The 25,837-nt window shown below is 45.3% G+C and carries 19 protein-coding genes; 9 read left to right on the top strand and 10 right to left on the bottom strand.

Going from position 1 to position 25,837, the window contains the following annotated elements; translation table 11 throughout:
* Positions 1-20: 20 nt before the first annotated feature.
* From AC0VYA_RS02645 to AC0VYA_RS02635, 3 genes are all read right to left on the bottom strand, one after another.
* Positions 21-1,163: an FIST signal transduction protein gene (locus AC0VYA_RS02645; RefSeq protein WP_475489964.1), complete on the bottom strand. Its 1,143-nt coding sequence runs from the start codon at positions 1,161-1,163 to the stop codon at positions 21-23.
* A 195-nt stretch (positions 1,164-1,358) separates the two neighbouring features.
* Positions 1,359-3,080: a sodium:solute symporter family protein gene (locus AC0VYA_RS02640; RefSeq protein WP_011573438.1), complete on the bottom strand. Its 1,722-nt coding sequence runs from the start codon at positions 3,078-3,080 to the stop codon at positions 1,359-1,361.
* 10 nt (positions 3,081-3,090) lie between these two features.
* Positions 3,091-3,357 carry a DUF4212 domain-containing protein gene (locus tag AC0VYA_RS02635; protein WP_006992727.1) on the bottom strand — a complete coding sequence of 89 codons (267 nt, stop codon included), beginning with the start codon at positions 3,355-3,357 and terminating at the stop codon, positions 3,091-3,093.
* Positions 3,358-3,538: 181 nt separating this feature from the next.
* Between AC0VYA_RS02635 and AC0VYA_RS02630 the strand changes: the two genes are divergently transcribed.
* A complete protein-coding gene (locus AC0VYA_RS02630; RefSeq protein ID WP_011573436.1) occupies positions 3,539-6,976 on the top strand; it encodes a PAS domain-containing hybrid sensor histidine kinase/response regulator in 3,438 nt (1,145 codons plus the stop codon).
* Here the strand turns inward: AC0VYA_RS02630 and AC0VYA_RS02625 are convergent.
* Positions 6,924-7,583, bottom strand: a complete 660-nt coding sequence (locus tag AC0VYA_RS02625; protein ID WP_473477967.1) for a LuxR C-terminal-related transcriptional regulator — start codon at positions 7,581-7,583, stop codon at positions 6,924-6,926. The two genes, AC0VYA_RS02630 and AC0VYA_RS02625, sit on opposite strands and share 53 nt — an antisense overlap.
* Positions 7,584-7,602: 19 nt before the next feature.
* Positions 7,603-9,543: an acetate--CoA ligase gene (gene acs / locus AC0VYA_RS02620; RefSeq protein ID WP_473477964.1), complete on the bottom strand. Its 1,941-nt coding sequence runs from the start codon at positions 9,541-9,543 to the stop codon at positions 7,603-7,605.
* 316 nt (positions 9,544-9,859) lie between these two features.
* Here acs and AC0VYA_RS02615 point away from each other — a divergent pair, with 316 nt between their 5' ends.
* From AC0VYA_RS02615 to AC0VYA_RS02590, 6 genes are all read left to right on the top strand, one after another.
* A complete protein-coding gene (locus AC0VYA_RS02615; protein WP_475489963.1) occupies positions 9,860-11,545 on the top strand; it encodes a methyl-accepting chemotaxis protein in 1,686 nt (561 codons plus the stop codon).
* 180 nt (positions 11,546-11,725) lie between these two features.
* The gene (locus AC0VYA_RS02610; RefSeq protein WP_475489962.1) at positions 11,726-12,892 is read left to right on the top strand and encodes a DcaP family trimeric outer membrane transporter; all 1,167 of its coding nucleotides are present in this window, start codon (positions 11,726-11,728) and stop codon (positions 12,890-12,892) included.
* Between the two features lie 245 nt (positions 12,893-13,137).
* Positions 13,138-13,845, top strand: a complete 708-nt coding sequence (locus AC0VYA_RS02605; RefSeq protein ID WP_473477956.1) for a 5'-methylthioadenosine/adenosylhomocysteine nucleosidase — start codon at positions 13,138-13,140, stop codon at positions 13,843-13,845.
* A 12-nt stretch (positions 13,846-13,857) separates the two neighbouring features.
* A complete protein-coding gene (locus AC0VYA_RS02600) occupies positions 13,858-14,823 on the top strand; it encodes a cobalamin biosynthesis protein CobD/CbiB (RefSeq protein ID WP_475489961.1) in 966 nt (321 codons plus the stop codon).
* 180 nt (positions 14,824-15,003) lie between these two features.
* Positions 15,004-15,447: a hypothetical protein gene (locus tag AC0VYA_RS02595; protein ID WP_475489960.1), complete on the top strand. Its 444-nt coding sequence runs from the start codon at positions 15,004-15,006 to the stop codon at positions 15,445-15,447.
* Between the two features lie 81 nt (positions 15,448-15,528).
* On the top strand, positions 15,529-15,945 hold the full coding sequence (locus tag AC0VYA_RS02590) for a DUF2721 domain-containing protein (protein ID WP_011573428.1): 417 nt from the start codon (positions 15,529-15,531) through the stop codon (positions 15,943-15,945).
* 43 nt (positions 15,946-15,988) lie between these two features.
* On the opposite strand, the gene tyrS is transcribed toward AC0VYA_RS02590, so the two are convergent.
* Positions 15,989-17,188 carry a tyrosine--tRNA ligase gene (gene tyrS, locus AC0VYA_RS02585; RefSeq protein ID WP_475489959.1) on the bottom strand — a complete coding sequence of 400 codons (1,200 nt, stop codon included), beginning with the start codon at positions 17,186-17,188 and terminating at the stop codon, positions 15,989-15,991.
* A gap of 210 nt (positions 17,189-17,398) precedes the next feature.
* On the opposite strand from tyrS, the gene AC0VYA_RS02580 reads away from it, so the two are divergent.
* Together AC0VYA_RS02580 and AC0VYA_RS02575 are read left to right on the top strand one after the other, a co-directional pair.
* A complete protein-coding gene (locus tag AC0VYA_RS02580) occupies positions 17,399-18,697 on the top strand; it encodes a peptidoglycan DD-metalloendopeptidase family protein (RefSeq protein WP_475489958.1) in 1,299 nt (432 codons plus the stop codon).
* Between the two features lie 226 nt (positions 18,698-18,923).
* Entirely contained in the window at positions 18,924-19,421 is a 498-nt protein-coding gene (locus AC0VYA_RS02575) for an Lrp/AsnC family transcriptional regulator (RefSeq protein WP_475489957.1), read from the top strand.
* A gap of 17 nt (positions 19,422-19,438) precedes the next feature.
* On the opposite strand, the gene AC0VYA_RS02570 is transcribed toward AC0VYA_RS02575, so the two are convergent.
* The 4 genes from AC0VYA_RS02570 to AC0VYA_RS02555 form a co-directional block, all read right to left on the bottom strand.
* The gene (locus AC0VYA_RS02570; RefSeq protein WP_475489956.1) at positions 19,439-20,557 is read right to left on the bottom strand and encodes a M14 family metallopeptidase; all 1,119 of its coding nucleotides are present in this window, start codon (positions 20,555-20,557) and stop codon (positions 19,439-19,441) included.
* A gap of 8 nt (positions 20,558-20,565) precedes the next feature.
* Positions 20,566-22,230: a carboxylesterase/lipase family protein gene (locus AC0VYA_RS02565; protein ID WP_475489955.1), complete on the bottom strand. Its 1,665-nt coding sequence runs from the start codon at positions 22,228-22,230 to the stop codon at positions 20,566-20,568.
* Positions 22,231-22,292: 62 nt separating this feature from the next.
* Entirely contained in the window at positions 22,293-24,605 is a 2,313-nt protein-coding gene (parC, locus tag AC0VYA_RS02560) for a DNA topoisomerase IV subunit A (RefSeq protein WP_475489954.1), read from the bottom strand.
* Positions 24,606-24,687: 82 nt separating this feature from the next.
* Positions 24,688-25,803: a PQQ-dependent sugar dehydrogenase gene (locus AC0VYA_RS02555; protein WP_011573421.1), complete on the bottom strand. Its 1,116-nt coding sequence runs from the start codon at positions 25,801-25,803 to the stop codon at positions 24,688-24,690.
* Between the last annotated feature and the right edge of the window lie 34 nt (positions 25,804-25,837).

Here is a 25,837-nt window from a genome sequence, read left to right as displayed (position 1 = left end):
ACTTAAATATAAAACGCCATTCATACCACATCCTGCTTGCTCGCTCGAGCTAAGGCAGCAACAGCCGTTTTATTATGTAAACTGAGAATCCCCCCGGCACCTAGCTCTATCTCGCCTAATACTAGCGCCCCAACTGTGCGGTACGGCGGTGCTATTTCTCGGTGAATCAAATCGAGTTCTGTGGCAAATTTATCTTGCAAAAACAACTGCCTACTAACGCAATCAAACAAAAAGCAATCCGTTACTTCATGCGTATCATTTAGTGTAGAAAGCGCTTGATTTACTGCGCCAGAAGCCGCAGCTATTAATTTTTCAGCATCTCCACACATGATGTACAGCATGGTGTTCTCAGGTATATCTCCTGCACAAACAAGCCCGCTACCCTCCAGTTTAAGAGGATCACGAATAAGCACTTCGTCGTCTAGCCTAGCCAACCCGAAAGGGAACGTTTTCGCTATGTCAAAAAATTCGTGCTTGTCGAAACTCAGCTTACTATGCTCTTGGACGACTCGCTCGTATAGCTGCGCAGCAGGCTCAAAATTTAACTCTAACACACAGTTATCATCAGTGCTGTTAGCCAGAAATGGGCCTGCAAGTATTTCCCAACCATGGCCTACGGACAAATCCCAATGAGTCGACATTTCGACTAAAATCATCGCATCTTGATGCATGCCGGCAGCACTAAAGAGGCAAGGTTGCGCCTTGAATTCAAGCGTTCCCGCTCCACCTCCAAAGACACTGCAATCTTCTGGTAGAAATCCCAGTACATGTTGCAGATAACCATCAATCTGCCTTGATAGCGCATCAGTCAATATCATCACGGAATTCACAGACTGAGACATATAAGCCATGTTTGACGACACTGGAGCACAAGTTGAAACACTCTCAATGACGCAAACACGAATATTGTTGCGCAAACCAACCACTAAAATACCGCGGGGCTCAAAGCGCGAGTCGAGGATAAGACCTGGAAATATCCCGCCGAAGATAGGCACATCTAATGTACCCACATATTGCTTAAAATCGTCTCCCCAAGAAGCCGCTTCTTCGCTGCACAGGATCATGATCCCCTTTGGCTGTGACAGCATCAATTCAGCAACACTATCGGCTAGTGCTTTAACCGTAACGTTTGAGGTAAATTGCACATCACTGAAAACTGCCATCCATATCCCTAACACCTCAACGAGATTGTTAAACGTTTGATATGCAGACAATAATAGCTAATAGCGTGCAAATTACCAGCAACGAAATTCTGTTATTTTTCTTTCTTGAGGCTCACATAAAAAAGCGCCCAACGAGGTGGGCGCTATTGTAGTAAAAGGCTATTTCATTCCTTTTTGAATGGTAGTTTTTAGCAATTAATGTGCAGTTGCATCTCCAGCACCTTTAGGATAGCGAATATCCTCTACTAACTGTTGAATCTCTTGTGGCGCTTCCTCCGTCATTTTGAATACTAATAATGCCACAGCGAAGTTCACCAACATACCAATTGCACCTATTCCTTCAGGTGAAACGCCAAACCACCAGTTCTCTGACACATTCGCCGCAGGGTTAACAAACTTAAAGTAAATAATGTACGCTGCGGTAAAGCCAATCCCCGCTAACATGCCAGAAATCGCCCCTTTGTCATTCATACGCTTCATAAATATTCCCATTATGATGGCAGGGAAGAATGACGAAGCTGCTAAGCCGAATGCGAATGCGACCACCTGCGCGACAAATCCAGGGGGATTGACCCCAAAGTATCCTGCAATAACAATCGCTACGCCCGCAGCCAAGCGCGCATAAAACAGCTCTTTTTTGTCGGTTATGTTGGGCATTAGGTTGCGTTTAAGCAAATCGTGTGAGACCGATGTAGAGATAACCAATAACAGCCCGGCGGAGGTTGATAATGCGGCAGCAATGCCACCTGCAGCGACCAACGCAATAACCCATGCCGGTAAATTGGCAATTTCAGGGTTGGCCATCACCATAATGTCACGATCTACTTGCATCTCGTTTCGCTCATCACCTGAGTAGAACATTTTACCGTCTTGGTTTTTGTCATCCCAGCTAATCAGCCCAGTTTTTTCCCAATTAGTTATCCAGCTAGGAGCTTCGCTATATGGCGTACCAGTGGGCGCTTGCTCGCTGACGGTTGGACCATTGATGGTCTCAATCATATTAACTCGCGCAAATGCGGCAATAGAAGGGGCTGTGGTATATAAAATAGCGATAAACAGTAAAGCCCAACCAGCACTCTTACGCGCATCACGTACTTTAGGTACGGTGAAGAAGCGCACTATTACATGGGGCAGACCTGCAGTACCGACCATGAGTGCTGCCGTGATGCAAAATACATCGAAGGTGCCCTTGGTACCGGAGGTGTACTCGTTGAATCCTAGTTGTGTCGAGAGACCATCTAGTTTTTCCAGCAGATACACCCCCGACCCATCGGCTAAACTCGCACCAAAGCCGGTTTGCGGTAGTACGTGCCCCGTGACCATGATGGAGATAAATACGGCGGGCACTAAGTAAGCGAAAATAAGCACGCAGTACTGCGCGACTTGAGTGTAAGTAATACCTTTCATGCCGCCTAGCACGGTATAGAAAAACACAATCGCCATACCAATCACAACACCCGTGACGATGTCGACTTCAAGGAAGCGGCTAAACACTACGCCGACCCCACGCATCTGACCTGCGACATATGTGAAGCAAACGAATATGGCACATACAACAGCCACTGTACGCGCGGTTTGTGAGTAGTAACGATCGCCGATGAAATCCGGAACCGTAAACTTCCCAAACTTGCGTAAATATGGCGCTAAGCAAAGGGCTAATAATACGTATCCGCCAGTCCAGCCGAGTAGATATACAGCCCCGTCGTAGCCCATAAATGAGATCAACCCAGCCATTGATATGAACGATGCTGCTGACATCCAATCAGCGGCTGTTGCCATGCCGTTTGCTATAGGGTGAACACCGCCACCAGCCACATAGAATTCTTGTGTTGACCCAGCACGAGCCCAAATCGCAATAGCGATGTACAGAGCAAAAGAAGCTCCTACGATTAAAAATGTGAGTACTTGAACATCCATCTTAACGCTCCTATTCTTCGTCGACGCCGTAGCGCTTATCGAGTTGATTCATTTTGTACATGTAGATAAATATCAACGCGACAAATACGTAGATTGCTCCTTGCTGCGCAAACCAAAAGCCCAATTTAAAGCCGAACACTTGAATTTGGTCGAGTAAATCCACTAATAAAATTCCGAAACCAAAGGACACGACAAACCAAACAACTAGTAGTTTTGTCATAAGAGCGAGATTTTCCCGCCAGTATGCTTTTTTATCTTCTTCGTTTTTAAATGCCATCTTGTTTTTCATCCAAGGTTAATAAGATGTAAATAACTGTAGACTCATGTTTTACAAGACGGAATGAGACCATGGTCTTACGGGTTAATTAAATACAGCGACCTGTGCTACAGTCCTTATAAATCGCAGCCTCCGGTTGCAAAATAAGTTTTAATCAGCGTCACTGCTATTAGGAAAATGTATGGCTTTAGGTTGGATGGTATTAGCCATCGTCTATTTGATGGGATTGTTTTGGGTAGCCAAATGGGGAGACGGGAAGAGCCCTCTGGCCAAGCGTATTAGCTCACACCCTGCAATTTATTCGCTGGCACTGGCAATTTACTGTACCGCGTGGACTTTTTTTGGCTCTGTCGGCGAGGCATCAAGAGATACATGGGATTATTTGCCTATCTTTTTAGGCCCCATGTTGTTGTATTTGTTCGGGTATCGCTTCTTGCGCAAACTGATTGCGGTGAGTAAACGTCAGCACATTACCACGATTGCCGATTTCATTTCGTCTCGTTACGGTAAGCGTCAAACTATCGCTTTACTCGTCACCTTAATAGCGCTGTTAGCCATTATTCCGTATATCGCTTTGCAACTAAAAGCCGTTGGTTCAGCATTTTTAATGGTATCAGGCCAGACTCATGCTGAGCTGGTGGTGCTGGGCGCCACCACGTTTATTGCTTTGTTCTCTATCTATTTCGGTACTCAGCACACAGATGTGACTGAGTACCGGCGCGGGTTAATGGTAGCAATTTCCTTTGAGTCGGTGATTAAATTATGCGCTTTGATTGCCGTGGCTAGTTTTGGGTATCTAACATATTCACAACATTCCGATACTCCGTTACTGCAAGAGTTCACCACCCTTAACGCACTGGGCAATATATGGTCATTCTCATTTTTTGCACAAACCCTCATGGCCGCTGGCGCAGTAGTATGTCTGCCTCGCCAGTTTCACGTCGCTATTGTAGATAACTTAAAGCTCAGTCACTTAAAAACCGCTCGTTGGTTATTCCCACTGTACTTATTGTGTATCGCGATCCTGATCCCAATTATTTCTGCGGCAGGAGACGACATGTTCCGCTTAACCAGCCAAGAGCCAGATACATACGTGCTAGGCATGGCGATGAATAGCGGTAATATGTTATTGCAAGTACTGGTATTTGTAGGTGGCTTATCTGCTGCCACAGCGATGATCATCGTCGCCACGTTAACCCTGAGCACCATGCTGACCAACGATGTAATTTTGCCGAATTTGTTAGCGGAGCATCGCGGCGCAGGTGTTCCGCCCAATTTCACTAAACGCATTCTGCTTATTCGCCGTTTGGTTATCGCTGCAATTTTGTCTTTAGCCTATTTGTATTATCAACAAATGACTGACAGTCGCACTCTTGCCTCTATTGGACTGATCGCATTTTCTCTGGTCATACAGTTGTTACCCGCCATTGTCGGCGGTTTATATTGGAAGCGAGGCCATGCGCAAGGAGTTTACGCTGGTCTAATGGCCGGTATTGGCTCATGGATATTGTGGTTAATGCTGCCTTTGTTAAATGACGCAGGGCAAAACCTGATACTCAACGACACCATTAACGCCGTCGCCATTTATAGCTTGCTCGCCAACACCTTTGCTTACGTGTTGTTTTCCTATGTGGCAGATGTTCGTCTAATTGATCGCATTCAAGCGGAAGCCTTTGTCACCACCACGGATGACAAGTCAAAACATCACAACGCGCCTCGCACCCACACCACAGTTGAAGATTTACACACGTTATTAAGCACCTTTTTGGGGGAGAAACGGTGTAAACAATTGCTCAGTGATTACCAACAACGTAACGGCCACATTCTAAATCCAGCGGAGTCTGCCACTGAAGAGTTTGTACTCTTTAGCGAACGAGCTCTTGGCGGCGTAATAGGCGCTTCTTCTGCAAAAGCGTTAGTCGACAGTGCTATAAGTGGTAAAAAGTTGAATTTCGAAGAAGTCGTTAACTTTTTTGACGATACCACCCAGGCAATCCAATTTAATATGAGCGCTTTGGTCGCCTCATTAGAAAGTCTCGAACAAGGAATAAGCGTGATTGACCGAGACTTAAATTTAGTCGCGTGGAACAAAAGCTACTTAGCGCTCTTTAGTTACCCAGCAAATATGATCCGCGTGGGCCGACCTGTAGAAGATCTTGTTCGATACAATGCTCAGCGTGGTGAGTGCGGCGCGGGCGAAGTAGAAATCTTAGTACAAAAGCGACTTGAGCATATGCGCAAAGGCACCAGCCATCGTTTTTTGCGGCAGCGCAGTGACGGCAGAACGTTAGAGATGATCGGTACCCCATTACCTGGAGGCGGATTTGTGACCAGTTTTAACGATGTAACAGAGCACATTGAAACCCAACACGCCCTAAAAGAAGCCAATATCGATTTAGAAAATCGAATACAAAAACGCAGTCAAGAAGTGCAAACCATTAATGCTGAGTTGCGTTTGGAAATACAGCGCCGGGCGGACGCTGAAACCCAATTGGTCAGTGCGCGTAAGGTAGCAGAGCAGGCTAACGCCAGTAAAACGCGCTTTTTGGCGCTTGCCAGTCACGACATTTTGCAGCCGTTAAATGCCGCTAAGTTATATCTTGGTGCGTTAGAAGAAGCTAAGCTAAATGACGATGCAAGGCAAACCGTTGGCAAACTATCCAATAGCATCCAGGCCAGTGAAGCACTCATCGCCACGCTGTTAGATATTGCGCGTATTGACCAAGGTGAGTTAAAGCCGGAATACAAAGCGATTAACGTACGCGATGTGCTACAACCGCTTATCGCTGAATTTGAACTCATTGCCGAACACAAAGGTTTGCAACTGCGTTCCCGGGTGGCTGATGTATGGGTAAAAACCGATCGTACATATCTTTATCGCATCATGCAGAACTTTGTTTCTAATGCCCTGAAATATACCCAGACTGGAGGCGTATTGGTCTCTGTTCGAACGAAGGGAGAAAATGTAGCGTTCGACGTTTTTGACACGGGCTCTGGCATTGCGCCAGATCAATTAGACAAGATATTCGGCGATTTTTATCGTATATCCGGCCATCAACAACAAGGCGTGGGATTAGGACTTGGCGTTGTACAAAGACTTGCCAGTATTCTGGATGCAAATTTAACGGTCGCTTCGCGTATCAACCATGGAAGCCGTTTCAGCATTCAATTACCCTCCAGTCGGCCGATTGAAACAAACAGCCCAGTGCAAATAAATAAGGTGGGGTTTCATGACCTGAAAGTGCTTTGTGTCGACGATCAAAGTCAGAACCTTGATGCACTGCAATCGTTATTGGCGAAATGGAAAGTGGTTTCTCACTCTGAGCAAACCCCTAGCGCTGCGTTGGCATCTTTAGGGCATTTTGTACCAGATGTGATCTTAATGGATTTTCAGTTGAGCAGCGATATAGACGGGCTACAGCTTATTGAGCAGTTAAGAGAGCGTATCTGTGATATTCATGCCAATAATGTTCCAGCGATCTTGATTACCGCTAATATTGAACTTGAGTTAGTGCAACGCTGTAAAGAGCAAGGTTGTGGCTATTTGTCTAAACCTGTGAAGCCGGCTAAGTTGAGGGCGCTGCTGCAGGCGGCTCAAGCTGAAGTTGTGAGGCAATAAGCACGGCTTGAGTTCGATTATTGATGTGTAGTTTCTTGAAGATAGCCGTCACGTGTGCTTTCACCGTGGCGGTTGCTATATCTAGGTTGTAAGCGATTTGCTTGTTTAATAAGCCATCTCGCATATAGCACAACACCTTATATTGCGCAGGTGTTAAACTGGCCACATTATCAGCCAGCTCAGCAAATTCATTGTCTAATTCCACTTCATCACTGGCATAACTCTCAGGTAACCAAATGTCACCTTCTAGCATACTGGTTACCGCATCAGCGATTTGTGAAGCCCCAGTGGTCTTAGGCACAAAACCTAAGGCGCCTAGATTAATCACTTTGGTGATAATCATCGGATCTTCTAAACCTGACACCACAGCCACTGGTAATTCAGGGAATAGCTTACGAATATGTATCAGACCAAACAAATCACCACTGCCTGGCATGTGTAAATCCAAGAGCAACAAATCAATGTCTTTATGCTCTTCTAATAAGGCTACTGTTTGCATTAAATCGGCTGCTTCAAGCAACGTTAAATCGCTGAACGACAGTGTTAAGGCTCCGCGTAAAGCATCCCTATACAAGGGATGATCATCTGCAACCAGTAGCGTTATCATAGATGGCTATTATCCATTTTTATCGGTTCAAACGTTGCTCTATTAGGGTATCAACCACACTTGGGTCAGCTAACGTAGACGTATCACCGAGTTGTTCATATTCATTGGCAGCAATTTTGCGCAAAATCCGGCGCATAATTTTACCAGAGCGTGTTTTCGGTAACCCTGAGGACCATTGTATCAAGTCTGGTGTCGCAATGGGGCTAAGTTCTTTACGTACCCAATTAGAAACCTCTTTTGTAAGCTCATCCGTTATCTCAACACCTTCATTGGGCATCAGATATACATAAATACCTTGGCCTTTCAAATCATGGGGGTAGCCTACCACCGCGGCTTCAGCTACCGCATTATGGGAAACCAGTGCACTTTCAATTTCAGCGGTACCTAAGCGATGTCCCGACACATTGAGTACATCATCTACTCGCCCTGTGATCCAGAAGTAATCGTCCTCGTCACGACGAGCACCATCACCGGTGCAATAGGTACCAGGGTAAGTGGTGAAATACGTTTGCACAAAACGTTCGTGATCGCCGTAAACGGTGCGCGCTTGACCTGGCCAACTATCGGTAATAATTAAATTGCCTTCAGTTGCGCCAGACAATTCATTGCCTTGGCCATCTACCAATGCGGGCTGCACACCGAAAAATGGATGGCTAGCAGCGCCTGGCTTCATCGCTGTGACACTGGGGAGAGGTGTTAACATGGCAGCGCCCGTTTCAGTTTGCCACCATGTGTCCACAATCGGGCATCGTGACTGGCCAACAGTCGTATAATACCAATGCCATGCCTCTGGGTTAATGGGCTCACCCACTGAACCAAGTAAGCGTAATGATTCGCCACTAATCCCCTCAGTGGGGAAATCACCGTGGGCCATTAATGCACGAATAGCAGTAGGTGCCGTGTAAAGGATATTCACCTTGTGCTTATCAACGATTTGGCCAATTCGGCGTACATCAGGGTAAGTAGGTACCCCTTCAAACATAACACTGGTCGCGCCGTTGGCAAGAGGGCCATATACGATATAACTGTGACCTGTCACCCAGCCAACATCGGCTGCACACCAGTAAATATCTCCTGGTTTATAATCAAAAACGTATTTATGGGTGATGGATGCCCATAGCAAGTAACCCCCGGTGGTGTGCACTACTCCTTTAGGCTGGCCGGTAGAGCCGGATGTATACAAGATAAAAAGCGGATCTTCTGCGTTCATTACCTCTGGCGGACAATCGGTAGAACAATCATCCGTTAAGTCATGCCACCAAACATCATCTTTACCCCAGCTCACGTGACTGCCGGTATGTTTGAATACGATAACTTGCTCCATGCTAGGGCAGTCATGTTCAGCCAATGCTGTATCCACATTGTCTTTTAATGGAATATGCTTACCAGCTCTTAGCCCTTCATCCGCGGTAATCAACACCTTCGCTTGACAATTATTCACTCTGTCGGCAATTGCATTAGGCGAAAAGCCGCCGAAAATGACGGTGTGTACAGCGCCTATCCGCGCGCATGCAAGCATGGCATACACAGCCTGCGGGATCATAGGCATATAAATCGCAACTCTGTCGCCCTTGCCTACACCTAGCTTGCGCAAGCCGTTGGCGATTTTCGCGACTTCGTCATGTAAACGATGGTAAGTGATAATGTCGTGGCTATGAGGGTCGTCACCTTCCCAAATAAAGGCTGTTACGTGACCTCTTTTCGCTAAGTGACGGTCAATACAGTTGTATGCCACATTCAATTCGCCGTCTTCAAACCACTTGATACTTACATGATGAGCATCAAAAGACGTGTTTTTGATTTTGGTTGGGGTTTTGACCCAATCAAGTGATTTAGCTTGCTCAGCCCAGAATACTTCAGGTTGCTCTACTGATTCTGCGTACATGCGCGCGTAATCGGCTGGTGTAAGGTGGCTATGCTCTTTAGCGTGTGCTGGAACGGGATAAATTTGTTGCGACATAATGACTCCAAAAACTGAATACACAAATAAGAATACTGAGCACTGTACTCGTAAGCACACAAACCGGAATGAGACCTTGGTCTTATCCCTGCGTTACATATGAGTAATCAAAATAATACAATTGCCGACATCATTTAACAATTACCCTTGCTTTATTTCGTTATGCGAGCACTTTAGGCTCTGCCCTCGTCACTTTGGGCATATTACAGAAACATCACAATACAGATCCATGAGCTAAACTCTGCTTCAGCAAACAATCACTTCGCCATCGCTTTTGTCTTTCTAAAAAGCTTGTGCTCTACCCTAAGGTGCGCAAATGTTTAGTTATATATCCATTAAGAATCGCCTTCTGATCATCTCAATTGTTCCCTTGGTCAGTCTGGTATCAATCCTCTTGCTGATTATTATTTCACAGGTCACTGCTCTGACGGGGACCGTGGAAAAGTCCGCGCAAACTTTACTCATTGAGAGCAAAAAGGGGGAACTTAAAAACACCGTAGAATTAGCTTACAGCGCGGTAAAACCGATTTATCAAGAAGGTGGCGACAAACGCGAGGCTATTGAGATACTTAAGCGACTAACATTTGGTAAAGACGGATATATATTTGGTTATGATGATAAAGCAGTACGTCTATTTAACGGTGAAAATGAAGCAGGTATTGGCCAGAGTTATTATGACTTTAAGGACGTAAACGGGATCTATCTGATTAGAGATTTAATTGCTGCGGGTCGCAATAACAAATTTGCTCAAGGGAATGAATTTGTGACTTATCATTTTCCTCGATTAGGGGAGGATACGCCGGCCGCAAAACTGTCTTACGCTATTTACCTTCCAGAATGGAAAATGATGCTTGGTACTGGCTTGTACATCGACAGCATTGATGACCAAGTAAGCGTATTTTCGCAACACATTGATGAATCCCGCGCAACATTAATCACCTCAGTCACCCTAGTCTCAGGAATATTACTGCTGCTGTTACTGATGCTTGGACTGCTTTTAGTCCGCTCGATCCTTTCACCGTTAAACACCGTGACCCAATCGATAAAAGAGCTCTCTAGTGCTGAGGGAGACCTAACCCGTCGTCTAAATCTCAACGACAACCACGAGCTAGGTGAACTCGCGAGTCACTTAAATACCCTACTGAGCAAACTACAGACAATCATTGGTAATGTGCGCGATATCAGCTTACGAGTGAAACAAAATAGTGATGAGCTTGGCACGCAAACGCTTTCGATAAAGGATTTGAGTATTAAGCAACATAACGAAATTGACCAAGTCGCCAGCGCTACCTCACAGATGTCAGAAACAGCCCATCAAGTTTCTGTTAACGCTGATGCCGCCGCTTCAGCAGCGCTAGAAGCGGATAACAATGGTCACCAAGCGATGCGAAGTGTCGAGCAAAGCTGTCACGAGATGTCGCTTTTGCTCAATGAGTTGTCGGCCACAGAAGAAGTTGTCACACAAGTAGGTGATGACGTAGAAAACATCGGTGCAGTGCTATTAGTTATCGAAAGTATTGCAGGGCAAACAAACTTGCTGGCGCTGAACGCGGCTATTGAAGCCGCTAGAGCAGGAGAACAGGGCCGAGGCTTCGCAGTTGTGGCTGATGAAGTAAGGAACTTAGCCAGTAAAACACAAGGAAGCACCGAAGAAATACAAAATATGATCGCCAAGTTACAAAGTGGTTCGCGCGCTGCAGTGGTAGTGATGAGCGATAGCAAACAACGCAGCAATGAAACCGAAAAAAGCATTAGCACCACGGCCGTATCATTGGGCGAAATATCTAAATCAGTTGCCACAATGAATAATCTTAATGTTCAAATAGCCACCGCCGCCCGAGAACAAAGTATTGTAGGCAAAGAAATCAGTCAGCGTATTATTGATATATCAAACCAAACAACAGAGCTCAGTGGTATTGCGGTTAAAAATGGTAAAACTGCGGAAAGTTTGCGCCAAAAAACGGCCGAGCTAGAAGGGCTAGTCGGCCAGTTTAAAGTATAGCGATTGCGCCCGATTGAATTAATTCCATGACGGATTAAACAATAAATTGCGAAAAACAAAAAAAGTTAAACTAAAGTAAATATTGTTAAGACCTTGGTATCATAGACCATGAGCTTATAGCCGTTTTTTTGAACATGTCCCAGAGTAGATAACGTAAATAGCGACTAAACGGACAGACAAATGAAAATAAAACGCATATCACTCACAAGTTTAGCTTTAGCATGCTCCACCGTGTCATTTACTTCTCTTGCTAACCCGTTAGATAAAACCACATTTGGTTTCAGCGGTTACGTCAAAGCAGATGCCATGGTGAGTCAATACAGCGATGGAACATTACCCTCTGGTACTATTGGACGTGACTTCTACATCCCAAGTCTGACACCCACGGGCGGGGAAAAAGAAAGCGCACAATTTGATGCCCATATTAAACAATCTCGCTTTCGCTTCACCACCAATACCCTATTGAGTAACAACGAAAAAATCACAGGTGTACTTGAATTTGATTTTCATACCACACCTGATGGTAACGAGCGGATCAGTAATTCATATGAGCCCAGAATTCGCCATGCTTTTATCAAGTACAACAACTGGTTGATTGGCCAAACCTGGTCCACATTTCAAGACGTTAAAACCCTGCCTGAATCTTTAGATTTCATTGGGGTAACTGACGGCACCATTTTCGCGCGACAAACCATGGTCAGATACACCTCGGGAGCCTTTGAAGTTGCCTTAGAAAACCCGGAAACCACAGTGACACCTTTTGGCGGCAGTGGTCGTATTGTCGCTGATGACAACTCAGTGCCTGATCTAGCAGCGCGTTATACGTTAAATCAATCCTGGGGACATGTGTCATTTGCCGGCTTAGTGCGTCAACTCTCTTATATCGAAAAGCAAAATGGCAGTGATATTGATACAGACGACGTTGGTTATGGCCTTAGCATCACCAGTAAGATTAATTTCGGTCAAGACGATGTGCGCGTGATGGCTAATATCGGCAGCGGACTGGGTCGGTATATCGCCTTAAATGCCGTTAACAGTGCAGTATTAGATGCGAATAATGAGCTCGATACTATCGATGTTCGTGGTTTCACGGTGGCTTATCGTCACTTTTGGGATCCTCAGTGGCGCAGTACCTTCAGCTACGCCATGTTCAGCGCAGATAACGATACTGACTTGACGGGCTTAGGTGTCATTAAGGAAACCTACAGTGCCAGAGCCAATATTCTTTACTCCCCATCACCTGAGCTAACCTTTGGCGCCGAATATGCCTACGCTAAGAAAACCCTTGAGTCAGATGCAGACGGCGATATGAGTCGCTTACAGTTTTCAGCAAAGTATGCATTTTAAACTTGGTTAAAACGGTTATTCACGTTTGAAAGAGAGGCAAATCCCAACTTGCCGCTTGCTTGCGCTACCTTAGAAGCTCTTTGTTAAGACAAATAGCCTCTAAGGATGGCGCTTTTTTACGTCACCTCCGCCCTATTCGTATTCATCTCTGGTGACTGTTTATCTTTGATTATAAATACCTCTAGTTTCATCTTGATGCCATCCGTAATAAACTGCGCTCATTATTCGAGTGAGAAGAACTACATATGAAAATTGCCATTTTAGGTGCCATGGATGAAGAGATTACCCTTCTGAAAGAATCAATTAGTGGGCTTGTTGAGCATCAACATGCGCATTTAACACTTTACACTGGCCAGTTACAGGGTGCCGACGTCGTCTTAGTTAAATGTGGCATTGGCAAAGTTGCGGCAGCAGTTGCCACGACCATAGTCGTGGATAAATTTGCTCCGGATTTCGTGGTCAACACCGGCTCAGCGGGTGGATTTGACCAAGCATTGAGCATAGGTGATATCGTGATCGCTAATGAAGTTGTACACCACGACGCCGACTTGACCCACTTTGGTTATGCTCTGGGCCAATGTGCTGGTATGCCAGAAACCTATCTATGTGATGCCGCACTAATTGAGGCGGCCGAGAAAGCCGCAATCACCTTAGGTGAAGCCAAGACTAAGCGCGGGCTAATTTGTACTGGTGATGCTTTTATCGGCAGCGACGAAGCAGCCGCTAAACTACGAACCGATTTCCCCGCTATCGCCGCGGCAGAAATGGAAGGCGTCGCGATAGGCCAAACCTGTCACTTGCTTAACGTGCCATTTTTGGTGATCCGCTCTTTGTCAGATATTGCAGGCAAAGCTTCGACCGTATCCTTTCAAACATACTTAGAGCAGGCAGCAAAACACTCAGCCATGCTGGTGATGGAAATGCTCACTGTACTTCAAAACCAAACTAAATAAGTCACATATACCTTGCCAAGCGATATCGATGTGTTCTTGCAATCACCCGCGCTGCAACCAATTTGGGTGCTGGGCGTGGTGATGTTAGTTGAAATGCTATTACATTGGCCTGAGCGCTATCACCCGCTTTTTTTTGCGAAACTCGTCGCCACAAGAATGGCTGACAAGGTGAACCCTTGTGCCGATAGAGCCCCGCTGCAATTGCGTATATCAGGGACATTAGCGCCATTGGTATTGATAAGCCCAGTCGCAGTCATATTGGCTATTTTTATCAATATGGCTGAATTCCCGCTCTTCTTTGACGCCATGCTACTTCTCGTCGCCTTGCAGTATCAGCATGTAATGACTCGTGGTAAAAAAGTGTATTCTGCTTTGCTATCTGGGAAGAAAACCCTTGCCAGACAGACTCTAAAACCTATGGTGCTGCGAGAAACTGAGCTTCTTTCACAAGTGGGATTAGTGAAAGCCACCATTGAGAGTATGACCCTGCGTTTTCATCAACAGTACCTGTGTACTGCGATGTTGTTTCTTTTATTCGGGCCGGTTACGGCACTGTGTTATCGCCTCGTGTATGAATTTTCTCATTGCTGGAATACCAAACTCACTCAATTCACGTACTTCGGTCAACCTTCTGCCAAGACGCTTCTCGTTGTGCAGTGGGTTCCTCTGCGTTTAACCTCGTTTCTATTTACATTGATGGGCAGTGTCACCAGTGCCATTAGCGCGTGGCGCGCGCTTCCTCGTTCTAGCAGCGCCCATCAGGTATTACTCGCTTTGCACGGTGGGGCATTGGGTATAGAGCTCAGTGGCCCGGCTATTTATGAAAACACCAAAAAGCGCTCTATAAAGTGTGGCGGGAAACGCCAAGTTGACACCATCGATATAAAGCGTCTTTCCAACCACATTGTTTTATGCAAATTCGCTTTTTGGGTACTGTGCTTATGTATTGCAGTGGGCCTTTATCGCTTGCACCTTTAGGGAGGTTGATTTTAAGGTGAGTTTAGCCATTGAAAGTCATTGGCCACCAGTATTATCCTGCGCATTTTCGTATAACTAATTACCCTTACATGTTATATTCTCGCCTGATTAACGAGTCCTGCCATTTTATCAAATTGACGTTTTAATCGTTTTTTCGCGTAAACATAATTCGAGTTGTATATGACCCCAAAATTTTCGTATTCCACAGCATCAGGCAGTTATTCATTTGAGGTTTCAAGTAATGTCGTGATGTGCACGTTCAATGGTGCTTGTTGCGACCAAATTGCTCAGCGCTATCTTGCAACGTTGTGCAAGATTGTTAGCGATTTTAATGGGGAACCTTGGGCTTACCTAGGTAATGCTCAATTGCATCTTGCCGCGACCCCGCAAGCAGGACAATACTTACTCGAATGCTTTGTTATGAGCGTAAAAAATAATTGCATTGGTGACGCCTATTGTTTGACGTCTGCTGTGGGCATATCTCAATTGAAGTCTATTCGACAAAAAGCGGGGCTCACAGCCGCCCTTGAAGAGCGCATGTTTGGCAGCCAGCAAAGCGCTTTCTCCCAGTTAACCAAAGAATTGAAGCAATATAGCGCTATCGATAACAGTCAAGAAAAGTAATTGTGTATTCACTCGGTGGGCGCAAAGGTAAACTGTGGCATAATCAATATAAGTATTAGCGGCTAGACACACTTCCTTATTATGACCATCACTTTGACCACTCCAGCGATGCTCTTTCCGGCAATTTCGTTATTATTATTGGCTTATACCAATCGATTTTTGACGTTAGCCAGCACAATCCGAAATCTTGACCCCACGCAGGATCAAGAGAATACCCATGCCCAAATTAATAATTTGCGTACTCGTATTCAACTGATTAAACGCATGCAAGAATTTGGCGCCTTTAGCTTTTTTCTGTGTGTTTTATCCATGTTAGCGATTTACGCTGAATATCAAACGATAGGCAGTACTATTTTCGCAGGCAGCCTTGTATTGCTGCTTTATTCACTAGGTTTGTCGGTGAGGGAGATAAATATTTCGGTAGAAGCGCTAGACTTACATTTAAGTCACTTCAATCTAGATAGGAAAAAGCGTAAACCTTCTCGCGAAAAACCTTAAGAAAAGCGGTTCGCTCACCATACGAGCAAACCGCCTATTGGACTTAGCTTAGCGTCACTCGCGCAAATTTGCGTTTGCCCACTTGGAAAACGGCTTCTTGTAACGAGGTAAAAATGGCTTTTTGGTCTGCCACTTTTTCTCCGTCCATTTTAACCGCGCCTTGTTTAATCATGCGCATCGCTTCTGAAGTCGATGCCACTAAAGCAGCCTCTTTAAGCAAGTTGGCAACAGCCATACCTTCTGCACCTGCCTCAAAAGTGAATTCAGGCATCTCATCTGGGATGGCATTTTTCTGGAAGCGTTGGATAAATTCATGGTGAGCGGCTTCTGCAGCAGCATCATCGTGAAAACGCGCAATAATCTCCTTAGCCAGCGCAATTTTTATGTCTCTTGGGTTCGTGCCCCCAGCGACTTGCTCTTTGTAAAGCGTAATTTCTTCAATGGCCTTAAAGCTAAGTAAATCATAGTAGCGCCACATCAAATCATCTGAAATCGACATAATTTTACCGAACATATCGCTTGGTGAATCGGTGATACCAATATAGTTTCCAAGGGACTTAGACATTTTCTGTACGCCGTCTAACCCTTCAAGCAACGGCATCATCAAAACAGTTTGTGGTCGTTGACCCTGCCCTTTTTGCAATTCACGGCCCATCAATAAGTTGAAACGCTGATCTGTTCCGCCTAATTCAACATCAGACTCAAGGGCAACAGAATCCCAGCCTTGAACGAGCGGATACAAGAACTCATGAATAGCGATAGGCTGGCCGTTGGCATAGCGCTTTTTAAAATCATCTCGCTCTAACATACGTGCCACAGTTTGACTTGAGGCTAACTTGATCATACCAGAGGCCCCTAGGCCTTCCATCCACTCTGAATTAAAACGGATCGTGGTTTTAGCCGGATCAAGAATTTTGAATACCTGCTCTTTGTAGGTTTCAGCATTCGCTAGTACGTCTTCTCGGGTCAATGGCTTACGAGTAACATTTTTGCCTGTGGGATCACCTATCATTCCGGTGAAATCACCGATCAGAAAAATAACTTCGTGCCCAAGCTGCTGAAAAGACCGCAGTTTATTAATTAAAACCGTATGACCTAGGTGTAAGTCTGGCGCTGTAGGATCAAAGCCTGCTTTAATTTTTAACGGTTTGCCTTCTTTTAGCTTGGCAATCAGTTCTTCTTCCAACAATATTTCTTCAGCACCACGCTGAAGCTCAGCAAATGCGCTTTGCCAATCTGCCATTTTGAACCCTTATAAATATGATAATACGAATAAATTTAATCGATTATTTTACGTTGCAGCGTCTGCTATTGAAAGGGCGTATAAGGATTAATCAAAGGATTCTTATACTCATATCATACTAAAGATGTACAAAAAACGACCTTCCTCTAGAAAATCCCGTTCAATCATTATATTCTGCACACTTAACAGTTGTATGAGTTGAATTTTCCTGTGGTAAAAAAAGCCTTTTCACAATTACCTAAAGCACATAAGTGGGCGGTTGCTTCCCTCGCGTCTATCGTGCTTATTCTTGCCCTATTCCCATCAGACCGTGCCAGCGCTTCTCGTAACACCGAGGCCGCTTTATTAGAGATCGGTAAACGCTACGAACTGCCTATTAGCACAGATCATTTATCGGTCAGCAGTGAAGAACACGTTAGCGATGACGTTGAATGGAACACTTATCAAGTTAAGCGCGGGGATACGCTGGCCAAGATTTTTAAGCGCGCCGGGCTGTCCGCTCGCGACACTTATAATGTGAGCAGTGCTGGCGAACTCGCTAAAATGCTTTTAAAGATCCGCCCTGGTCAACTCGTATCACTGCAAGTTGATGAAAACGGCTCATTTGCTGGCTTAAGTTATGCGTTTTCAAATACCGAAACCCTACTTATTCATCCTGATGAAAAAAATCAACTCACCGCTCGCGTGGACAAAAAGAAAGTCGATACCCGCTTGAACTATGCGCAAGGCGAGATTAACAGCAGTTTCTGGAATGCGGGTGTAAAAGCCCACCTATCTGAAAGTCAAATCATGAGCCTAGCGGCGATATTTGGCTGGGATATCGATTTTGCTTTAGAAATTCGCCAAGGTGACAATTTTAATGTTGTCTTTGAAGAAAAATACATAGACGGTGAATTCGTAGAATACGGCGATATTGTTTCAGCTGAATTTATCAACGGTGGCAACACCTTTACCGCTATCCGTTACTCTGATGGCAATTACTACACCCCAGAAGGGCGTAGTATGCGTAAAAGTTTTTTACGCGCACCGGTTAGCTTTAAATACATCAGCTCTAGTTTCACAAAACGTCGCTTTCATCCAGTCCAAAAACGCTGGAAAGCCCACCGTGGCGTAGATTACGCAGCAAATCGCGGCACCCCCGTAATGGCCGCTGGCGATGGTAAGGTTATTCGCTCTTCATACGATAAATACAATGGTAATCACGTTTTTATTCAACACGGTGAAAAGTACGTGACCAAGTATTTGCACTTTACCAAGCGTAAAGTCAAAGTGGGACAAACTGTTAAGCAAGGCGATGTTATCGGCACTGTTGGCTCTACAGGGTTAGCTTCTGGCCCGCATTTACATTACGAATTTTTAGTGGATGGCGTACATCGCAACCCTAGAACCGTTTCTTTGCCTAAAGCACTCCCTATCGCCAAGAAAGAGCGCAGCGCATTCGAACTCGTGGCAAAAGAGCAACTTGAGTTACTGACTAATAGCAAGCGCATTATGTTGGCGATGAATTAGTAGTAGTGTATGTGCCTAGCTTTCATCTTGTCTGCTAGGCAACGTTAAAAATCAAATCGATAGGAGCCCATGCTTAAGCTATTTATTGGGCTAATGTAAGGCACCAGCATTGATGCTGCCCTTACCACACGTTCTGACACTCTTTTACCCAATTGACCTATGCGAAGCCTGATGCCTATTCACGTAGTGTAACTCGTCATTTACAGTACCTATCCATAGAGAGCATATGATGCCTAAGAAAAATAGCCGGCCCCTAGACAGCATAGATTTGGATATTCTTGCATCCTTGTACGAAGATGCTCGTACCACCAATAAAGAAATAGCTAAACGGGTGGGTTTAGCGCCCTCATCTTGTCTTGAGCGTATCAAGCGCCTGCAAGCAGATGAGATCATTCAAGGCGCATCGTTACAGATAGATTTGAATGCCTTAGGCGGTCATATACAAGCGATGATTTCGATTCGATTGTCTGATCACAACCGTTTAGCGGTAGATGACTTTGTTACTGACTTATTACCTCACCCCGAAGTGCTTAGCGTATTTCACATGGGTGGCAACATCGATTTTTTATTGCACGTCACCGTGACTGACTCTAGTCATTTGCGAGATTTTGTATTTAACCAACTTACCGCTAGGCCTGAAGTGAACCATGTTGAAAGCGCGTTAGTTTACGAGCACAGATGCTCACAACAATTACCTACTTTTTACCCCCAAGGTACGACCTAAAAGCGGCGACTAATTGTTTAAAGTTCGAAGTAGTGAGTAAAGCACTTGTATAGCTGAGTACCACTCAATATCGAAGCTGAAGGAAAGTGCAAAATGGGGATAAGATCACATTGTGCCACTACCAATTCAGTGGCATTTTCTGTATCAAGTTCATCCACATTCAGTAATTTAGCTAGCGGCTGGCCTTTTTTCACAACGTCGCCCAGCTTGGCTAAATATTCCACCATACCGCCTTGTTGAGTATATAAAACCTTGTAGTTCTTCAAATAGGTGGCCACTCGACGCATCGCTTCTGGGTGAATATCACTTTGTAATAAACAGCCTTTTCCATTGAGATAGGATAAAATGCTGTTTGCATCGTACTCTCCCTCAGAAAAATTAATTACCTCTTGGCTACCCATTTCCAGCGTGAATGCCTCAACCCCAAAGTCAACATCTTGCTGGCGCTTGTGACTAACCAAATCTTGCAACGTCCACCATGGGCAAAAAGTTGCTTCATCCAAGGCTCCAGCAAATTTATTCGGGATCAATATGACGTGAGGAATATTGAACAAACTTGCCGATTTTTGCGCATATTCAGGCACATAAATATGCCGCGTAGAAACAGGCCCATTATGTAAATCGAGTACAAAATCGGCGTCAAAGGCCAGTTGCTGTAACTTTAAATTCAGCCGTTGTGCTAGGCCGATACCCCACGGCTCTTCCAGTTTAGACGCCAGAATATGCTTAATTTGCTGACGAAAGCGTTGTTTAATTTGAGAGATAGACTCATCGTTTTGCACTGTTTGTGCGAAATCTTCAATCAAGCTCGCATCGTAAAAATACCCACGATTCCAATTCGTACCGTTGACAGGATCAAACCGCCCTAAGGTGTATTCCCCCGCCTTTATATTGGTGCCAACTGGGTTACAATTGGGCACCAGTATCACTTCGCCGCAAATAGGCATTTTTTTTAACAGTTGAATAAGGTGGTAGATCACCACATTTCCCTGCACTTCAGCACCGTGTATTGAGCTTTGAATGTACACTTTAGGGCCTGGCTTTTGGCCAATAAAGCGATACAGAGGCACGTTCATGTTTCGCCCAGACGCATTTTGCGCCACCACTATATATTCTTTCTTAAATTGATTGCTCACGGTCGAACTCACTGGGGTGTGCTGCTTTTTTCAATGATCCCTTTCAAACTGTCTTTTTCGAGTTGGGCTTTTTCAAAGTAATAGCGACGATGAAAAGCATGTCGCTCTTGCAGGTAACGAATGTCTTCCACTTTAGGCTGCGCCTTTAACACCATACGTTTATGCTGACTAAATTGTGGCCAATGAGGCAAAGCGTGATTGGCGTCGTCAGTCCCATTGGGCACACCTGTTTTGATAAAATGAGCAAAGTACTGCTGCATAATCTCTGAAACTTGATAATCCGCGTCTTGCCATTCGTATAATGGATTGGCATCTAAATTACCTAAGGCGTATTCAATTTCAGCAGAGTGCACAGCACCTCTTGGTTTATTCACAGGCAGAACGTTCTTTGCCCCAATCATGGCTGGGCGAATATGGTCATAAAAATAGTAAAAGCTTGGAGCTGTATTAGTCTTAACGTTTTGATAAGCCCAGTTGAAGGTTGCTATCCCCATGAAACGATCACTGGCCAGCGCCTGCGCAGATGCAATAACTTGCGCACTATTTTCGCCAGGATAGAGGCTTAGCACCTCCTTAAAATCATCTGGGTAAAGGCGTTTTATTTTATCAACATAATGCTCAACAGTGGGTGCCCCATCAACCATGATCTGCTGATAGCCGCCTTCTTGCGAGTTATCCCCAAGCAGCAAAGGCACTTTTGCTTGTGTCCCCTTGGCGAATAACGCATCAGGTGATTCAGGAAAGAAGGCGCCATCAATGTTTGGTTTAAAATAAATGAAACCGCCTTTAGTGACCTTATCTAACAAAGTTTGTGCAGGTATCTTTCTTAGCGCTGCAATGCGCTCTTCAGCAAGAACTACGTTTTGCTCAGGAGTATCTTTAAGTGCAGTCGTTGCCACTTTCTGACCGTACTGTTCGGCATCTTTGAGTGCTAACGGGTCAAGTGGTGGTCCAACAATCGAGCCGCTTTCACCAATTGCACCGGCGATATATGGTTTTGCCGAAGGTGCCACCATGAGTGCTGAAACGGAAATCGAGCCTGCAGACTCCCCTGCGATCGTTATACGCTTAGGATCGCCCCCGAACTGTTGAATATTCTCGGCCACCCATTTAAGTGCTGCTTGTTGGTCCATTAAGCCGTAATTGCCCGAGCCGTGATAGTCTGTTTGTTTAGACAAACCTTCATGTGCGAAAAAGCCAAATACACCAAGCCGATAATTCGCTGTAACGACCACGATGCCTTTTTGTGCCATAGAGGCGCCGTCGTAACGCTTTTCATCGCCACTGCCTGCAATAAAGCCTCCGCCATGAAAGTACAGTAACACCGGCAATTTGGCGCTATCACTTGTGTTCGGTGTCCACACGTTAAGGTACAAGCTGTCTTCGCTAACCTCTTGTGAGCGAAACTGCATATCGCTATAGATGGGATTTTGCATTGGACGAGGGGCGAACTTTGTCGCGTCTCTGACACCTTGCCACGCCCTAACCGGTTGAGGCGGCTGCCAGCGAAGCTCACCCACCGGCGGCGCAGCAAATGGGATCCCTTTAAATGAAAAGATCTGAGATTTATTGTTTTTTTGACCCGATAGCAAGCCATATTGGGTCGTGATTTGCTCTGCTATGGCGGCGAAAGAACTGATGAATAAAGCGAAGGCGACTAAGGCGAATTGCATGAATATTCCTTTTATGAAATAACCATCGGCTATAGAAAAAACCTATAGCCGATCAAGCAGGATTATAGGGATGGCTCATTAGGTAACTCACCGGCATCGTCAGCCTGGTCGCTAACACCGGTAGCCGCTTCAACTTCAATACCATCGACACGCTGTAAGCCTCTGGGGAGTTTGTTGCCGCGACGTCCTCTCTCACCTTGATAGTGAGTTAAGTCGTCAGCGGTTAATGTCATACCGCGTTTGCCCGCCAATACTTTTATATTGGCCCCTTGAGGGACGACAGCGAGCACCTTGACGAACTCTTCCCGAGCTTGTGATTTAGCCGAAGGGATGCTGATAATTTTATTCCCTTTACCTTTTCCTAGGCTGGGTAAGTCTCGTAACGGGAACATTAACATGCGCCCTTCATTGGAAATCGCTAAACACCAATCACTGGATAAGTCGTGCACTGCTTGAGGCGCGATGATTTTGGCGGCTTTAGGTAAAGAAATATAAGCTTTCCCAGCTCGGTTTTTACTGATCATGTCGGCAAATTTGCCGACAAATCCGTAGCCCGCATCAGAGGCAATCAGATATTGCTGCTCGTCTTGTCCCATTACCACGTGCTCAACGCTTTCCCCACTGACGATACTAAAACGTCCCGTTATAGGCTCACCTTGGCTTCGGGCTGAGGGCAGTAAATGGGCATCACAGGAAAAGGCCCGCCCGGAGGTATCCATAAATACGGCTTGCTGGTTACTTCGTCCTTTGCTGCTGGCGAGGTACTTATCCCCCGCCTTGTAACTCAAACCGACCACGTCTACATCATGCCCTTTGGCGCAACGTGCCCAACCTTTTTCTGACAGTACAACGGTGACAGCTTCTGATGGAATAAGCTCTTTCTCACTCAAGGCTTTTGACTCAGAACGTTCAATAATCGGTGAGCGTCTATCATCACCGTACATTTCTGCTGCGGCTAAAATTTCTTTTTTGATCAGGGTCTTAAGACGGCGGTCAGACCCGAGGATAAGTTGCAGCTCGTCACGTTCTTTGGCCAGTTCGTCTTGCTCACCTTTGATTTTCATTTCTTCAAGCTTGGCTAAATGACGTAGCTTTAACTCTAGAATAGCTTCCGCTTGAATGTCTGATAGCGAGAAGGTATCCATCAGGACAAGCTTTGGTTTGTCCTCGTAGCGAATGATACGAATAACTTCGTCAATATTTAGGAAGGCAATCATCAAGCCTTCTAAAATATGTAAGCGCGCCAATACCTTATCTAATCGATATTGCAGGCGTCTAACCACCGTGTCCTTTCTAAATATCAACCATTCAGACAGAATCATGCGCAAGTCTTTGACTTGTGGGCGACCATCTAGCCCAATCATATTGATATTGACGCGGTAATTTTTCTCTAAATCAGTGGTGGCAAACAGGTGCTGCATTAATTGCTCAACGTCGACGCGGTTTGAGCGCGGTGTGATCAATAAACGGGTTGGGTTTTCGTGATCCGACTCATCACGTAAATCACTGACCATAGGCAGTTTTTTAGCCTGCATCTGGGCCGCGATTTGTTCTAAAACTTTGCCGCCAGAGGCTTGATGTGGCAACGCCGTGATAATAATATCGCCAGCTTCTTCATAATACACAGCGCGCATTTTAATTGAGCCACGACCGGTTTCATACATTTTACGAATGTCGCTTTGTGGGGTGATTATTTCAGCATCAGTGGGGTAATCAGGCCCTTGTACGAACTCCAATAATTCGTGTAATTCCGCTTTGCTATTATCCAATAAGTGGGCACAGGCATTGGCCACTTCTCGTACATTATGTGGCGGAATATCAGTGGCCATACCGACCGCGATGCCGGTAATACCATTGAGCAAAATATGCGGTAAGCGTGCTGGCAATATTTTGGGCTCGTCTAACGTGCCATCAAAGTTAGGTTGCCAATCAACCGTACCTTGTCCAAGTTCGGTCAACAGCACTTCGCTAAACTTAGACAATCGAGATTCGGTATAACGCATGGCAGCAAATGATTTAGGGTCGTCTGGCGCCCCCCAGTTTCCTTGCCCATCCACCAGCGGGTAGCGATAAGAGAATGGCTGCGCCATCAATACCATAGCCTCATAACAGGCAGAATCACCGTGGGGATGAAATTTACCTAATACGTCCCCCACTGTACGCGCCGACTTTTTATACTTAGCATTGTTACTCAAGCCAAGTTCTGACATGGCGTACACAATACGCCGCTGCACTGGCTTTAATCCGTCGCCGATATGGGGCAAAGCCCGATCCATGATGACGTACATGGAATAATTGAGGTAAGACTCTTCGGTGAATTGACGCATCGGAAGCTGTTCGATACCGTCTTTATTGATAATGATTTCTTGACTCATAGTGTGCTATATCGGCCGCTGTTATTATTGTTGGGGAGCGAAAACCAACGTTTTCGCTCCCGCTTTAAACGTAAAAAGTGGATTACTTCTGGTAGGTTACCCTATAAATAACATTCGCGAAATCATCGGATACTAACAAGCTACCATCTGGCATGGTAAGCATAGCAACTGGGCGCCCCCACGATGTTTCATCCGCTTGCAACCAGCCTTCAATGAAAGGTTGATATTCAACAATTTCGTTATCTTTCAATATCGCTCGCATGACTTTGTAACCAGACTTTTTGCTCCGGTTCCATGAGCCGTGTTCAGCAACAAACAGATTGTTTTGGGCATCTGCTGGAAACATATCACCATGGTAAAAATGGATACCTAATGGCGCAACATGCGCGCCCAAATTCAATGCGGGTGCAACATAGTCTGCGGCATTTTTGTCTGTACCGAACTCTGGGTCGGCTATGGTGCCACCATGATAATAGGGGTAACCATAGTGAGCACCTATCTCGTCAACACGATTGATTTCACACGGTGGAATATCGTCTCCCATCATGTCGCGGCCGTTATCGCTAAACCACATTTGGTTAGTTTGCGGGTGCCAATCAAACCCCACACTATTTCTTACCCCTTTTGCGACCCAAACTCGCTCTTTGGTTTTTAAGTTGTATTTTAAAATCGAGGCAAATTCAGGATTATCAAACTTCTCACCGCCATTGGTTTCACATATATTACATGGCGCGCCAACAGGAACGTATAACCAATCATCTGGCCCAAAATCAATGTTCTTCCAGCCATGGTGTTTTTTATCAGGCAAGCCATCAATGACCACTTCAGGCTCAGGTAATTCGCGAAAATTCTGCTCAATATTGGCGTATTTCAGAATTCGGCTGACCTCTGCCACATATAAGTCACCATCTTTGATGGTGAGCCCTGAGGGCATGGTTAAATCTTTGGCAATTTGCAGTACCTCGTCCACATTGCCGTCTTGATCTTTATCCACAACAGCAGTTAAAAGCCCACTGTCTCGGCTACCAACAAATAAAATGCCGTTATCACTGAGCGCCATCTGGCGAGCATTTTTGACATCTGAGGCGTAGACTTCAATGCTGTACCCAGTAGGTAGAGAGAGCTTTTCTAACGGTAACGACTTAGCTATGCCAGCAAAACTGACAAAAGAAAGTAGAATCAAACGGCGAAGTATCATAGATTATTTCCAGTGATGGTAAGAACATAACAAT

The sequence above is a fragment of the Paraglaciecola sp. QJM3NY_14 genome, from assembly GCF_056173245.1.
This window is presented reverse-complemented; position numbering and strand designations above follow the sequence as displayed.

What these genes read in the sequence shown, in the direction of transcription:
- acs (WP_473477964.1), bottom strand. Translation starts at nt 9,543, where the DNA reads ATGTCGCAACAAATTTATCCCGTTCCAGCACACGCTAAAGAGCATAGC.
- AC0VYA_RS02610 (WP_475489962.1), top strand. Translation starts at nt 11,726, where the DNA reads ATGAAAATAAAACGCATATCACTCACAAGTTTAGCTTTAGCATGCTCC.
- AC0VYA_RS02635 (WP_006992727.1), bottom strand. Translation starts at nt 3,357, where the DNA reads ATGGCATTTAAAAACGAAGAAGATAAAAAAGCATACTGGCGGGAAAAT.
- AC0VYA_RS02645 (WP_475489964.1), bottom strand. Translation starts at nt 1,163, where the DNA reads ATGGCAGTTTTCAGTGATGTGCAATTTACCTCAAACGTTACGGTTAAA.
- AC0VYA_RS02625 (WP_473477967.1), bottom strand. Translation starts at nt 7,583, where the DNA reads ATGATAACGCTACTGGTTGCAGATGATCATCCCTTGTATAGGGATGCT.
- AC0VYA_RS02565 (WP_475489955.1), bottom strand. Translation starts at nt 22,230, where the DNA reads ATGCAATTCGCCTTAGTCGCCTTCGCTTTATTCATCAGTTCTTTCGCC.
- AC0VYA_RS02615 (WP_475489963.1), top strand. Translation starts at nt 9,860, where the DNA reads ATGTTTAGTTATATATCCATTAAGAATCGCCTTCTGATCATCTCAATT.
- AC0VYA_RS02640 (WP_011573438.1), bottom strand. Translation starts at nt 3,080, where the DNA reads ATGGATGTTCAAGTACTCACATTTTTAATCGTAGGAGCTTCTTTTGCT.
- tyrS (WP_475489959.1), bottom strand. Translation starts at nt 17,188, where the DNA reads ATGGCAGATTGGCAAAGCGCATTTGCTGAGCTTCAGCGTGGTGCTGAA.
- AC0VYA_RS02575 (WP_475489957.1), top strand. Translation starts at nt 18,924, where the DNA reads ATGATGCCTAAGAAAAATAGCCGGCCCCTAGACAGCATAGATTTGGAT.
- AC0VYA_RS02595 (WP_475489960.1), top strand. Translation starts at nt 15,004, where the DNA reads ATGACCCCAAAATTTTCGTATTCCACAGCATCAGGCAGTTATTCATTT.
- AC0VYA_RS02605 (WP_473477956.1), top strand. Translation starts at nt 13,138, where the DNA reads ATGAAAATTGCCATTTTAGGTGCCATGGATGAAGAGATTACCCTTCTG.
- parC (WP_475489954.1), bottom strand. Translation starts at nt 24,605, where the DNA reads ATGAGTCAAGAAATCATTATCAATAAAGACGGTATCGAACAGCTTCCG.
- AC0VYA_RS02555 (WP_011573421.1), bottom strand. Translation starts at nt 25,803, where the DNA reads ATGATACTTCGCCGTTTGATTCTACTTTCTTTTGTCAGTTTTGCTGGC.
- AC0VYA_RS02630 (WP_011573436.1), top strand. Translation starts at nt 3,539, where the DNA reads ATGGCTTTAGGTTGGATGGTATTAGCCATCGTCTATTTGATGGGATTG.
- AC0VYA_RS02590 (WP_011573428.1), top strand. Translation starts at nt 15,529, where the DNA reads ATGACCATCACTTTGACCACTCCAGCGATGCTCTTTCCGGCAATTTCG.